General features: G+C 66.5%; 13 protein-coding genes and 1 pseudogene. 12 read left to right on the top strand and 2 right to left on the bottom strand.

Annotation, left to right across the window (positions count from 1 at the left end):
* Positions 1-3 precede the first annotated feature (3 nt).
* From tldD to HFL01S_RS00045, 4 genes are all read left to right on the top strand, one after another.
* On the top strand, positions 4-1464 hold the full coding sequence (tldD, locus tag HFL01S_RS00060) for a metalloprotease TldD (protein WP_066252959.1): 1461 nt from the start codon (positions 4-6) through the stop codon (positions 1462-1464).
* A gap of 304 nt (positions 1465-1768) precedes the next feature.
* Positions 1769-2896, top strand: coding sequence for a 3-deoxy-7-phosphoheptulonate synthase (locus HFL01S_RS00055; protein WP_066252956.1), 1128 nt, complete (start codon positions 1769-1771; stop codon positions 2894-2896).
* A 141-nt stretch (positions 2897-3037) separates the two neighbouring features.
* The gene (locus HFL01S_RS00050) at positions 3038-4069 is read left to right on the top strand and encodes a hypothetical protein (protein ID WP_157538727.1); all 1032 of its coding nucleotides are present in this window, start codon (positions 3038-3040) and stop codon (positions 4067-4069) included.
* Positions 4070-4133: 64 nt separating this feature from the next.
* On the top strand, positions 4134-4454 hold the full coding sequence (locus tag HFL01S_RS00045) for a hypothetical protein (RefSeq protein ID WP_066252950.1): 321 nt from the start codon (positions 4134-4136) through the stop codon (positions 4452-4454).
* Here the strand turns inward: HFL01S_RS00045 and mpl are convergent.
* Complete coding sequence (gene mpl / locus HFL01S_RS00040; RefSeq protein ID WP_066252947.1) at positions 4448-5842, bottom strand: UDP-N-acetylmuramate:L-alanyl-gamma-D-glutamyl-meso-diaminopimelate ligase; 1395 nt, start codon at positions 5840-5842, stop codon at positions 4448-4450. The two genes, HFL01S_RS00045 and mpl, sit on opposite strands and share 7 nt — an antisense overlap.
* A gap of 40 nt (positions 5843-5882) precedes the next feature.
* Here mpl and HFL01S_RS00035 point away from each other — a divergent pair, with 40 nt between their 5' ends.
* From HFL01S_RS00035 to HFL01S_RS00005, 8 genes are all read left to right on the top strand, one after another.
* On the top strand, positions 5883-6512 hold the full coding sequence (locus tag HFL01S_RS00035) for a hypothetical protein (protein ID WP_066252944.1): 630 nt from the start codon (positions 5883-5885) through the stop codon (positions 6510-6512).
* Positions 6509-7030 (top strand): TlpA family protein disulfide reductase, encoded by a 522-nt coding sequence (locus HFL01S_RS00030; protein ID WP_066252942.1) that lies wholly within the window; start codon positions 6509-6511, stop codon positions 7028-7030. The genes HFL01S_RS00035 and HFL01S_RS00030 overlap by 4 nt, the downstream gene beginning before the upstream one ends.
* 248 nt (positions 7031-7278) lie before the next feature.
* Positions 7279-7743 carry an acetyl-CoA carboxylase biotin carboxyl carrier protein gene (accB, locus tag HFL01S_RS00025; RefSeq protein ID WP_066252939.1) on the top strand — a complete coding sequence of 155 codons (465 nt, stop codon included), beginning with the start codon at positions 7279-7281 and terminating at the stop codon, positions 7741-7743.
* A gap of 15 nt (positions 7744-7758) precedes the next feature.
* On the top strand, positions 7759-9108 hold the full coding sequence (gene accC, locus HFL01S_RS00020; protein WP_066252936.1) for an acetyl-CoA carboxylase biotin carboxylase subunit: 1350 nt from the start codon (positions 7759-7761) through the stop codon (positions 9106-9108).
* A 16-nt stretch (positions 9109-9124) separates the two neighbouring features.
* On the top strand, positions 9125-10009 hold the full coding sequence (gene prmA, locus HFL01S_RS00015; protein ID WP_066253730.1) for a 50S ribosomal protein L11 methyltransferase: 885 nt from the start codon (positions 9125-9127) through the stop codon (positions 10007-10009).
* 48 nt (positions 10010-10057) lie between these two features.
* Complete coding sequence (locus HFL01S_RS24510; protein WP_084382994.1) at positions 10058-10597, top strand: zinc-ribbon domain-containing protein; 540 nt, start codon at positions 10058-10060, stop codon at positions 10595-10597.
* A gap of 33 nt (positions 10598-10630) precedes the next feature.
* On the top strand, positions 10631-11095 hold the full coding sequence (locus HFL01S_RS00010) for a DUF3426 domain-containing protein (protein ID WP_066252933.1): 465 nt from the start codon (positions 10631-10633) through the stop codon (positions 11093-11095).
* 18 nt (positions 11096-11113) lie between these two features.
* Entirely contained in the window at positions 11114-11995 is an 882-nt protein-coding gene (locus HFL01S_RS00005; protein ID WP_066252930.1) for a carbohydrate kinase family protein, read from the top strand.
* Positions 11996-12061: 66 nt separating this feature from the next.
* Here the strand turns inward: HFL01S_RS00005 and HFL01S_RS25535 are convergent.
* Positions 12062-12302: pseudogene (locus tag HFL01S_RS25535) on the bottom strand (histone); the annotation flags it as partial.

The raw sequence follows: 12302 nt of genomic DNA, 5'->3' as shown, positions 1-12302 counted from the left end.
CCCATGATCGCCCGCGAACCCACCCTGGCCCGACTGGCCACCGCCGAAAGCCTCCTGCTCACCCCCTATGGCCTGAGCATGTCCCACTTGCAGCGCGCGCTGGGCGAGATGACCTCGCACGGCGTCGACGACGCTGACCTATATTTCCAGACCACGCGCAGCGAGGGTTGGAGCCTGGAGGAGGGCATCGTCAAGACCGGCAGCTTCAGCATCGACCAGGGCGTGGGCGTGCGCGCCGTCAGCGGCGAGAAGACCGCCTTCGCCTATTCCGACGACCTGTCCTGGGACTCGTTGCTGGACGCCGCGCACACGGTCCGCTCGATTTCCGGCCAGGGTCAGAGCCGCAAGGTCCGTGTGCCAGCCGCCAAGACTTCGAAGTCGCGTTCGCTCTACCCGGGGCTCGACCCGATCGGCACGCTCGACAGCGCGGCCAAGATCGCCCTGCTGGAAAAGGTGGAGAAGCTGGCCAAGGCGCGTGACCCGCGCGTGGTGCAGGTGATGGCCGGGCTGGCCGCCGAGCACGACGTGGTGCTGATCGCGCGCGCCGACGGCACGGTGGCGGCCGATGTGCGTCCGCTGGTGCGGCTGTCGGTGACGGTGATCGCCGAACAGAAGGGGCGCCGCGAGATGGGCAGCTCGGGCGGCGGTGGCCGCTTCGGTCTGGCCTACTTCGACGACGCTGTGGTGAGCGGCTACGTGGACGAGGCGGTGCAGTCGGCGCTGACCAACCTGGATGCCCGCCCCGCACCGGCCGGCGAGATGACGGTGGTGCTCGGCCCGGGCTGGCCGGGTGTGTTGCTGCACGAAGCCGTGGGCCACGGGCTGGAGGGCGACTTCAACCGCAAGGGTTCCAGCGCCTTCAGCGGCCGCATCGGCCAGCGCGTGGCGGCCAAGGGTGTGACGGTGCTGGACGATGGCACCATCGCCGACCGCCGCGGCTCGCTCAACGTCGACGACGAAGGCTGCACCACGCAGAAGAATGTGCTGATCGAGGATGGCATCCTCAAGGGTTACATCCAGGATGCGATGAACGCGCGCCTGATGGGCGTCAAGCCCACCGGCAACGGCCGGCGCGAGAGCTACGCCCATGTGCCCATGCCGCGCATGACCAACACCTACATGCTGGGCGGCGACAAGAGCCCGGACGAAATCGTGGCCAGCATCAAGAAGGGTCTGTACGCCACCAACTTCGGTGGCGGCCAGGTCGACATCACCAGCGGCAAGTTCGTCTTCTCCGCCAGCCAGGCCTACTGGGTCGAGAACGGCCAGATCCAGTACCCTGTCAAGGGAGCTACCCTGGTCGGCAGTGGCCCCGAGTCGCTCAAGAAGATCAGCATGATCGGCAACGACATGCGCCTGGACAGTGGTGTCGGCACCTGTGGCAAGGAAGGGCAGAGCGTGCCGGTGGGGGTTGGGCAGCCCACCTTGCGCATCGACGGCCTCACCGTGGGCGGTACAGCCTGAGGAATGTGACCCCCACGCTCCACCGCTGCGCGGGTCGCTGCCCCCCGTGGGGACTGATCTGCCTTGGGGCGGCCCGGCGGCGGATCGGTCTGTAAGACGCCTGTCAAAAGCTCTGTGCTACATTCGCGACCTATGCAAACCCGCGCCGCCATCTTTTTTGGCTTTTACTTTTGGTTCTCTGTCCCCGGCGGACGAGAGGCAAGGGTGTAAGCGCGCCAAGCAACCCAAAACCTCCGAAACCGCCGGGCTCCCAGCCCGGCGGTTTTTTTTCACCCCTTCTTTTTCACCCTGCGAGGAGCCTTCGATGACCGCCAAGACCACTGCCGCCAGCGATGCCTGGTATGCGCGCCCAGCCGACAAGACCAGCCAGACCGACGACCAGCGCATCAAGGACATCACCGTGCTCCCGCCGCCCGAACACCTCATCCGCTTCTTCCCCATCGCCGGCACGACGGTTGAGACCCTGATCAAACAGACCCGCAGCCGCATTCACGACATCCTGCATGGCAAGGATGACCGCCTGCTGGTCATCATCGGTCCCTGCTCGATCCACGACCCGGCCGCCGCGCTCGACTACGCCCGCCGTCTCAAGCCGCTGCGCGAGAAGTACGCCGACACGCTGGAAATCGTGATGCGCGTCTACTTCGAGAAGCCGCGCACGACGGTGGGCTGGAAGGGGCTGATCAACGACCCGTACCTGGATGAGAGCTACCGCATCGACGAAGGCCTGCGCATCGCACGCCAGCTGCTCATCGAGATCAACCGCCAGGGCCTGCCGGCCGGCAGCGAGTTCCTGGACGTGATCAGCCCGCAGTACATCGGTGACCTGATCGCCTGGGGCGCCATCGGTGCGCGCACCACCGAAAGCCAGGTGCACCGCGAGCTCGCCTCGGGCCTGTCGGCACCGATCGGCTTCAAGAACGGCACCGACGGCAACATCAAGATCGCGACCGACGCCATCCAGGCCGCTGCGCGCGGCCACCACTTCCTGTCGGTGCACAAAAACGGCCAGGTCGCCATCGTGCAGACCAACGGCAACAAGGACTGCCACGTCATCCTGCGCGGCGGCAAGGCACCGAACTACGACGCCGCCAGTGTCGCTGCCGCGGTCAAGGAACTGGAGGCCGCCAAGCTCACACCGCGTCTGATGGTCGACTGCAGCCATGCCAACAGCAGCAAGCAGCACGAGAAGCAGCTGGAGGTGGCGCGAGACATCGGGCAGCAGATGGCCGCTGGCAGCAAGAGCGTGTTCGGCGTCATGATCGAAAGCCACATCGAGGCGGGCGCCCAGAAGTTCACGCCAGGCAAGGACGATGTGAACAAGCTGGCCTATGGACAGAGCATCACCGACGCCTGCCTGGGCTGGGGTGACTCGGTGCAGGCGCTGGAGATCCTTTCCCAGGCGGTGGCTCGCCGGCGGACCGCACGCTGACCGTCCGTTCGTAGCAAAGCTCACAGGACCCTGTCGCGAACGGGTGTGTCCGCCTATGAGGACGATGGTCTAATGTGAGCAGCACGCGGTGCGCATCGTGGGCGCCGCACGGGCTTGGTTGGCAAGCCACAGGGGGTGTGTTTGGAGCAGCCGGTTCTGGGTCTGGGGTTGTTGGGTTTTTCCGATGCAGCGGGGCTGCGTCTTCAGTCGTGGGCGGCCCAGATGCCTGCCGGCTGGCCCGAGTGGCGCGCCTGCGATCCGCATCTGGCGGACGCCTGGATGATCGCCGGCGATGCCGTCGACGTGCTCGGTCGCGATGAACTGGTGATCCGTCATCCCCATGGCAGCGGTGAGCGCCTGACCCTCAACCGCGCGGAAGTCGACCGACCGCTGGCGTTTGCCACGCCCTTGCCAGAAGGCTTTGCGTCGGCCGAGTTCTTCGAGGCCGACAGTGAAAGCAGCGTGCGCCAGCGTCTGCAGCGTTTCGAGGCCTGGCTGCGTCCTTTGCGCACGCAGTTCGCCCTCGGCGCACGGATATACGACCATATGGACCAGATGCGTTCAGGTGGTGTGGTCCACCTCTCGGCGGGAGACCGGCTGCTGGCGGTGATCGACATTCAACGCTGGCAGGCCTCCCTGCTGATCCCCGCCAGGCCGGTCGACCTGGCGATGGCCGATTGGACCTTCGGCGCCAAGCTGTCGCTGGAGGTGCCGCCCTCGTTCATCCGCCTTCCGTTGCACCGCGTGATGTGGAACTACGCGGTGCGAACCCGGCGCGATGTGCTGCCCCACCGGTACCGCGAGCAGAGCCTGTACCTGCGCCGGGTGCCGCGCCTGCCGGCGCACTGGTTCGGTGAGTTCCATCTGGTGCTGATGCGCGAACTGATGGACCGGCCGGCCACATTGGCCCAGTTGCGCGAGCGGACCTCCTCGGCGGAACACGACCTGGCGCGCCATCTGGCGGCGCTGTACCACGGCGGTGCGCTGACAACCGATGTGGACAGTGCACGCCGCGCCGAAAGAGACAACCGGCGCTCGATGGTGGCGCTGCGGTTCGACCACGTCGACGCCGACCTGTCTTCGCGCCAGCACAATCCGGAGTCGGTGGTGCCGTCCAGCCTCCTGCGGCAGGCGGTTCATTCGCCGCTGCGTGTGTCGACGGGCGCACAATAGGAATGCAAGAAGAGGTCCGGTATCCGGGCCGCTGTGTTCATCCCTATCCGTCAGGAGTATTTCCATGCGCAGCCAAGTCACCGTGACCTGGGGCGAGCCCGCCACCTACCGCTTCGATCTTGAAGAGGTGCAGCCCATGCCACACGACCAGGCGCGCGCCTGGCTGGACCAGCAGTTCACGGCATTCGACTGCGAGCCCATCCGCCTGACCGGCAAGGTGCTGACGGCCGACAAGGTGCTCAGCGTGGCGCAGGCGGCTGGCCAGGACCGCTTCCGCGATGCGGCGCACAGGAACTGGGCGATGGAGTTTGCGCGCGCCAGCAGCGCGGCACTGGCCAAGCCGACCGTGACGGTCGACCTGGCCACCATGTCGGTTGGTTACTGAGCCACTGGTCCCAGCGCGGTCAGCAGGCGGGTGTGAACACCGCCGAAACCGCCGTTGCTCATGCAGACGATGTGGTCGCCGGCCCTGGCGGCCGAGACCACCTGCTGCACCAGTTCGTCGATGGTCGCGGCGACCGAAGCACGCGCGCCCATCGGCGCCAGCGCCTCGCGCGCATCCCAGTCCAGCCCGCCCGAGTGGCAGAACGCGATATCGGCCTGCTCCAGGCTCCAGGGCAATTGCGACTTCATCGTGCCCAGCTTCATGGTGTTGCTGCGCGGCTCGAACACCGCCAGGATGCGCCCGCCCGACGGGCCCAGGCGCCGGCGCAGCCCGTCCAGCGTGGTGCGGATGGCGGTGGGGTGGTGGGCGAAGTCGTCGTAGACGGTGATGGTGCCGCCTTCACGGGGCGCCGTGCCACGGACCTCCATGCGCCGGCGCACGTTCTGGAAGTGGCCCAGCGCCTTCGCCGCGTCGGCGGGTGACACCCCCACATGCTGGGCGGCCGCAATGGCCGCGAGCGCGTTCAGCTGGTTGTGTTCGCCAGTGAGTGCCCACTCCACGCGAGCCACCTTCTTGCCATGTTCGTGTACATCGAACGCATGGGGTTCACCGACTGCGCTGAAGTCGCTGACGGCAGCGCCGAAGCTGCGCACCTCGCTCCAGTGCCCCATGTGCAGCACCCGGTCCAGGCTCTCTTCGAGGCCGTTGACCACCAGCCGACCACTGCCAGGCACCGTGCGCACCAGGTGGTGGAACTGCCGTTCGATCGCGGCCAGGTTGTCGAAGATGTCGGCGTGGTCGAACTCGAGGTTGTTCAGGATGGCTGTGCGCGGGCGGTAGTGCACGAACTTGCTGCGTTTGTCGAAGAAGGCTGTGTCGTATTCGTCCGCTTCGATCACAAAGGTCTTGCCTGCGCCCAGCCTCGCCGACACGCCGAAGTTCATCGGTACGCCGCCCACCAGAAAGCCTGGGTGCAGGCCGTTGGCTTCCAGGATCCAGGCCAGCATCGAGGTGGTGGTGGTCTTGCCATGGGTGCCGGCGACGGCCAGCACATGGCGTCCCTGCAGAACATGTTCGGCCAGCCACTGGGGACCGCTGGTGTACGGAGCGCCGGCCTCCAGGATGGCTTCCATCAATGGGAACTTCGGGGTGCCGTCGGTCAGACGGGCGCGGCTGACCACGTTGCCCACCACGTACATGTCCGGTGCCAAGGCCATCTGGTCGGCAGCGAAGCCCTCGATCAGGTCGATGCCCAGCGCGCGCAGCTGGTCGCTCATCGGGGGGTAGACCCCGGCGTCGCAGCCGGTGACGCGGTGGCCGGCTTCGCGCGCGAGTGCGGCCAGGCCGCCCATGAATGTGCCGCAAATGCCCAGGATATGAATGTGCATGCGGCGATTCTAGGGGGGTGCCCGTGCACAATCCCCGTCCATGGACAGCTTCCGCACCGACACCTCCGCCGAGATCGCCTCGGTGGCAGCGCGCCTGGTGGTTGACGAGGGTCTGGAATACGCGGCGGCCAAGCGGCGCGCGGCCAAGCAGCTCGGCCTTCCACCCTCGCGCACCCCCTGGCCCGACAACCAAGCCCTGGAAGCAGCGGTGCGCGAACACATCGCGATCTTTTGTGCAGATACCCAGCCGGCCGAGCTGAAGACGCTGCGGGAGCTGGCTCTGGTGTGGATGGATCGGCTCGCCGCCTTCAGGCCCCATCTGTGCGGGGCGGTCTGGCACGGCACGGCCACCCGCCACAGCGACATCTATGTGCAGCTGTACTGTGACGATCCGAAATCGGCCGAGTGGGCGCTGCTGGACCACCGGGTCGAGTACCACCCGGGGACGGCTGCCAGTGATGCCCAAGGGGAGCCGGTCGAAGCCCTCACGCTGAGGTTGCGCTGCGATGCGCTGGAACAGTGGGTACTCCTGCACCTGCTGGTGCTGGACCACGACGCCTTGCGCGGCGCTCTCAGGCCAGACGCGCAGGGGCGGCGCCCCCGGGGCGATGCACAGGAGGTGCGCGCCTTGCTGGCCGCCGACCCCGGTTCCCATAGGGAAGCAGCATGAACCGCCGGACCTTGCTGATGGCGGGGCTGGGCGCGGCGGCTGCGGCGGCCGGTGCGGGGGTGGCCTGGTGGCGGCTGCGCCCGGGGCCGGTGCTTGGTGAGGCTGAAAACCAGTTCTGGGCAAGCGCGTTCCCTCATGTGGCGGGCGCTCCGGTGTCCATGGCGGGCTTCAGGGGGCGTCCATTGCTCGTGAATTTCTGGGCCACCTGGTGCCCGCCCTGTGTCGAGGAGCTGCCGCTCATCAACACCTTTTACAAGGAGCACTCGGCCCAGGGCTGGCAGGTGCTGGGACTGGCGGTGGACCAGGCGGCGCCGGTGTCGCGGTTTCTGACGCGGCTGCCACTGGACTTTCCCGTGGCGCTGGCCGGCTTTGCCGGCTCCGACATGGCGCGAAGCCTGGGCAATCCCAGCGGGGCCTTGCCCTTCAGTGTGGTGTTTGGCGTGGACGGGTCCGTGCTGCACCGCAAGCTGGGCAAAGTCAGCGCCGAAGAACTGACGCAGTGGGCCCAGCTGGTCTGAGTTTGTTGTCGGACGGGCGGTATTCGTCAAACGTTGCGAACAGAATTAAAAAGCGGTTAAAGTCCCGCGAACTTGAGCCAGTTTGCAGGCCTGCTGCAGCCTCTCACCCGTCTCGTCGGGCATGACGAACGGCGCTTCCAGTGTGTTCCGCCTCGTGTACACTGCGCACCCCGGCAAGTCGGCGGCGCTTCGTTTGATCGAAAATAAGCGAAGTTTGACCAACTTGACTGCAATTCGTTGGAGAAATCATGGATCTTAGAAAACTGAAGACACTGATCGACCTGGTGTCCGAGTCGAACGTGTCCGAGCTGGAAATCACCGAAGCCGAAGGCAAGGTCAGGATCGTCAAGAGTGCTCCAGCGGCCGCAGTGGCCCAGGTCGTCGCCGCAGCCCCCGTGGCGGCGGTCACTGCCCCCGTGGTGCAGGCTGTGGCCGATGCCGCGTCTGCGGCAGCCCCGGCCGCCGCGCCGGCTCCGGTCGGGCACACCGTCAAATCGCCCATGGTGGGTACCTTCTATCGCGCGTCCAGCCCGGGTGCCAAACCCTTTGCCGAGATCGGCCAGACCATCAAGGAAGGCGAGACCATCTGCATCGTCGAGGCCATGAAGATCCTCAACGAGATCGAAGCCGACAAGAGCGGCACCATCACGCAGATCCTGGTCGAGAACGGCCAGGCGGTGGAATACGGCCAGCCGCTGTTCATCATCGAATAAGGGGACCTTCGCCCCATGTTCAAGAAAATCCTCATCGCCAACCGCGGCGAAATCGCCCTGCGTGTGCAGCGCGCCTGCCGCGAGATGGGCATCAAGGCCGTGATGGTCTATTCCGAGGCCGATCGAGACGCCAAGTACGTCCGACTGGCCGACGAGGCCGTCTGCATTGGTCCGGCGCCGTCGGGTCAGAGTTACCTCAGCATGCCGGCCATCATCTCCGCTGCCGAGGTCACGGACGCAGAAGCGATCCACCCCGGCTACGGTTTCCTGTCGGAAAACGCCGACTTCGCCGAGCGTGTGGAGCGCAGTGGCTTCACGTTCATCGGCCCGACGCCCGAGTCGATCCGCATCATGGGCGACAAGGTTTCGGCCAAGCAGGCCATGATCCGCGCGGGCGTGCCCTGTGTGCCCGGCTCCGAGGGTGCCCTGCCGGACGATCCGGCCGTGATCAAGAAGACCGCCAAGGCGGTGGGTTATCCGGTCATCATCAAGGCCGCCGGTGGCGGCGGTGGCCGCGGCATGCGTGTGGTCCACACCGAGGCGGCCCTGATCCACGCGGTGCAGACCACCAAGGCGGAAGCCGCAGCGGCCTTCGGCAACCCCGAGGTCTACATGGAGAAGTTTCTCCAGAACCCCCGACACATCGAGATCCAGGTGCTGGCCGACACGCACCGCAACGCGGTGTACCTCGGCGAGCGCGACTGCTCCATGCAGCGCCGCCACCAGAAAGTTATCGAGGAGGCGCCGGCGCCAGGCATCCCGCGCCGCCTGATCGAGAAGATCGGTGAGCGCTGCGCCGCCGCCTGCAAGAAGATCGGCTACCGTGGAGCCGGCACTTTCGAGTTTCTGTTCGAGAACGGCGAGTTCTATTTCATCGAGATGAACACCCGCGTGCAGGTGGAGCACCCGGTGACCGAGTGGATTTCGGGCGTGGACATCGTGCGCACCCAGATCGCGGTGGCGGCTGGCGAAAAGCTGCCATTCACGCAGCGCCAGGTGCAGCTGCGAGGCCATGCCATCGAGTGCCGCGTCAACGCGGAAGATGCCTACAAGTTCACCCCGTCGCCCGGGCGCATCACCACCTGGCACATGCCCGGCGGCCCTGGTGTGCGCGTGGACTCGCACGCCTACACCAACTACTTCGTGCCGCCCAACTACGACTCGATGATCGGCAAGATCATCGTGCACGGCGACACCCGTGAACAGGCACTGGCGCGCATGCGCACCGCCCTGTCCGAGTGTGTGGTCGAGGGCATCAAGACCAATATCCCGCTGCACCGCGAGCTGATGGTCGACGCCAGTTTCGTGGCGGGTGGCACCAACATCCACTACCTCGAAGAGTGGCTGTCGCAGCGTGAGCGCTGACGTGTCCGGTGGCTCGCTGTACGAGCTGGTGCTGCTGGTCCCCGAGGCCGGCGTCGAGCCGGTCGGCGATGCCTTGGTTGCGCTGGATGCGCTGAGTGTCTCGGTCGAGGACGCCGATGCGCTGACCCCGGCCGAGCAGGCGTTGTTCGGCGAACCTGGCATGCCGCCACCCAAAGAGGGGTGGAACCGCTCGCGCGTGGTGGCGCTGTTTCCGTACGAGGCGGGGGCGCGGGAGGCCGCGGAGCTGCTGTTGCCACAGGACTTCTTCGAGGGCTCACAGGTGATGGGCGTGCGCGCCGTAGCGGATCAGGACTGGGTTCGTCTGACCCAGTCGCAGTTCGACCCGGTCGAGATCACGCCCACCTTCTGGATCGTGCCGACCTGGCACGAACCACCCGCCGCCGCGAAAGAGGTGATCCGGCTCGATCCAGGCCTGGCCTTCGGCACGGGCACCCACCCGACCACCCGCATGTGCCTGCGCTGGATCGCTGCCCATGCGCCGCGGGGCCAGCGCGTGCTCGACTACGGTTGTGGATCGGGCATCCTGGCCATCGGCGCGGCCAAGTTCGGTGCCGACCCCATCGTGGCGGTCGACATCGATCCAGCCGCCGTGGAGTCCACACGGCTCAACGCCGATGCCAACGGCGTGGTCCTGCGCAACGGCTTGCCTGATGCGGTCGACGGGCACTTCGATGTCGTGCTGGCCAACATCCTGGCCACGCCGCTCAAGGTGCTCGCGCCTCTGCTGTGCGAGCGTGTGAAGGCGGGCGGCCATCTCGTGCTGGCCGGCATTCTGGCCCGGCAGGAAGACGAGCTGCGCGAGGCCTATGCGCCCTGGGTGAGTCTGAGTGTGAGCGACGAGGAAGACGGCTGGATTCTCATGACCGCCCGCAAGGCGTGAAGCGCCTCTGCAGCCGGGCGCGGCGCGGGCGCCTGCAATAATTGCCGCATGAGTTTCACCACCCGCTGTCCGGCTTGCGGAACGACCTTCCGGATCGTTCCCGACCAGCTCAAGATATCCGACGGCTGGGTGCGGTGCGGGCACTGTTCCGATGTGTTCGATGCCACGCTGTTCCTGGAGGGAGAACCGGTGGCTGCGCCAGCGCAGGTGCCGACTCCTTCCGTTGTCGCCGCCTCGGCACCACCAGCGCCTGTTGCCCACGACGACACGGATAGTGAATGGCTGCTGCACCCGAGGGCGCCGACCGCTGCGTTGCCGTCGGAGTCGGGTCCGGCAAAGGCCGACGATGGATTTTCCGACGAGTTGCGCCGGTTTGCCGCACAGGCCAAAGACGAGGTGCAGACCTCCGAACCCACCGTCGCCTCGCCGGTTCCTGAGCCGGTGACCGCTACAGAGGTGGCTGCGGAGGCGGTGAGCCTGCCGCCCGCACCTTCCCTGGTGGTGGCGACACAGCCTCCGACGGCGCCGCCGGAACCAGCGCGGGATGACGATGTGCCCGTGCTGACAGAACCCAGTTTCGTTCGGTAGGCCCGGCGCAAGGCGTTCTGGCAATCCCCGGGGGTGCGCGTGTCGCTGGTGGCGGTGTGCTTCGCGCTGCTGGCCGGGCTGCTGACGCAGTGGGCTGTACACCACCGGGACCGACTGGCGGCCCGGTATCCATACAGCGTGCCTCTGCTGGCGTCGCTGTGCCAGCCCCTGGACTGCAGCATCGGCCCGGCCCGCGACATCGAAGCGGTGGCCATCGACAGCTCCAACCTGGTGCGCCGCCTCGGCAACTTCTATTCCTTCGACCTGGTGCTCAAGAACAGTGCCGCGCTCCCGCTGGCGGTGCCCGCGCTCGAGCTGAGCCTGACCGACACCCGGGACAACGTGATCGTCCGGCGGGTGTTTCTTCCGGCGGAGCTGCCGGGGGCGCCAGAGGTGTTGCCGGCGCAAGGTTCGGTGTCCATGAGCCTGCGGCTGTCCATCGCCGACAGCGGTGTGTCTTCCATGACGGGCTACCGTGCCCTGGTGTTCTATCCCTGATCCCTTCTTCTTTTCATCATGTCCATCCTCATCTGCGGCTCCCTGGCGTTCGACACCATCATGACCTTCGAAGGTCGTTTCGCCGAACAGATCCTGCCCAGTCAGTTGCACATCCTCAATGTGTCCTTCCTGGTGCCCGGCATGCGCCGGGAGTTCGGAGGCTGCGCGGGCAACATCGCATATGGGCTGCGGCAGCTGGGGTCCGATGCCGTGCCGCTGGCGATGGTTGGCAACGATGCGCAGGACTACCTGTCGCGGCTGCAGGGCCTGGGCGTGGACACGCGCTTCATCGGCACGACGGCGGACAACTACACCGCGCAGGCGATGATCATGACCGACCGCGACAACAACCAGATCACGGCCTTCCACCCCGGTGCCATGTCGCAGGCCCATGAAAACCGTGTGCCCGTTGACGCCGGCATCCGCCTGGCCATCGTGGCACCCGATGGCAGGGACGCCATGCTGCAGCATGCGCAACAGCTGCACGATGCGGGCATTCCCTTCGTGTTCGACCCCGGTCAGGGACTGCCGATGTTCAACGGCGACGAACTGCGCCACTTTGTGTCGATGGCCAGCTGGGTGGCGGTCAACGACTACGAAGGCAAGATGCTCAGTGATCGCACGGGTCTGGGCCTGTCGGAGATCGCCGGCCAGGTCCGGGGACTGGTCGTGACGCTGGCCGAGCAAGGCTGTGATGTGTATGCAGAGGGGCGCCAGACCCGGGTGGCTGGTGTGCCTGCGAGTGCGGTGGTGGACCCGACCGGTTGCGGCGACGCGTTCCGTGCCGCGCTGCTGCATGGGCTGTCGCAAGGCTGGTCGCTGGAGCGTTGCGCAGAGCTGGGCAACCGCCTGGGGGCCAACAAGATCGCCAGCAGAGGCGGCCAGAACTACACGCTCTGACTGGGCGCAGCAATGAAAAAGCCCGGCGTTTTCACGCCGGGCTTGTCAATCATCCCGAGGGATGACTCAGGGCTTGCTGGACGTGGGGAACGGCCAGGCAGCCTGAGGATTCAGCTTGGTTTGCGCTGCAGGGGCCGCAGGGGCTGCCGGCTTCTTGGCCGGCTCAGCTTTTTTTGCGGGGGCTGCCTTTTTGACAGCGGCCTTCTTGGGGGCAGCGGCTTTCTTGGCAGGAGCAGCGGCCTTCTTCGGCGCAGCAGCCTTCTTGGCAGGAGCAGCGGCCTTCTTCGGCGCAGCAGCCTTCTTGGCC

Origin of the sequence: Hydrogenophaga flava NBRC 102514 (assembly GCF_001571145.1) — a bacterium.
Taxonomy (GTDB): Bacteria; Pseudomonadota; Gammaproteobacteria; order Burkholderiales; family Burkholderiaceae_C; genus Hydrogenophaga; species Hydrogenophaga flava.
Note: the sequence above shows the minus strand (reverse complement) of the source record. Positions and strands in the feature narration are given on the sequence as shown.

Coding starts and splice junctions, on each gene's coding strand:
- HFL01S_RS00045 (WP_066252950.1), top strand. CDS start 4,134: ATGCGCAGCCAAGTCACCGTGACCTGGGGCGAGCCCGCCACCTACCGC.
- HFL01S_RS24510 (WP_084382994.1), top strand. CDS start 10,058: ATGAGTTTCACCACCCGCTGTCCGGCTTGCGGAACGACCTTCCGGATC.
- mpl (WP_066252947.1), bottom strand. CDS start 5,842: ATGCACATTCATATCCTGGGCATTTGCGGCACATTCATGGGCGGCCTG.
- accB (WP_066252939.1), top strand. CDS start 7,279: ATGGATCTTAGAAAACTGAAGACACTGATCGACCTGGTGTCCGAGTCG.
- HFL01S_RS00030 (WP_066252942.1), top strand. CDS start 6,509: ATGAACCGCCGGACCTTGCTGATGGCGGGGCTGGGCGCGGCGGCTGCG.
- HFL01S_RS00055 (WP_066252956.1), top strand. CDS start 1,769: ATGACCGCCAAGACCACTGCCGCCAGCGATGCCTGGTATGCGCGCCCA.
- HFL01S_RS00005 (WP_066252930.1), top strand. CDS start 11,114: ATGTCCATCCTCATCTGCGGCTCCCTGGCGTTCGACACCATCATGACC.
- HFL01S_RS00035 (WP_066252944.1), top strand. CDS start 5,883: ATGGACAGCTTCCGCACCGACACCTCCGCCGAGATCGCCTCGGTGGCA.
- tldD (WP_066252959.1), top strand. CDS start 4: ATGATCGCCCGCGAACCCACCCTGGCCCGACTGGCCACCGCCGAAAGC.
- accC (WP_066252936.1), top strand. CDS start 7,759: ATGTTCAAGAAAATCCTCATCGCCAACCGCGGCGAAATCGCCCTGCGT.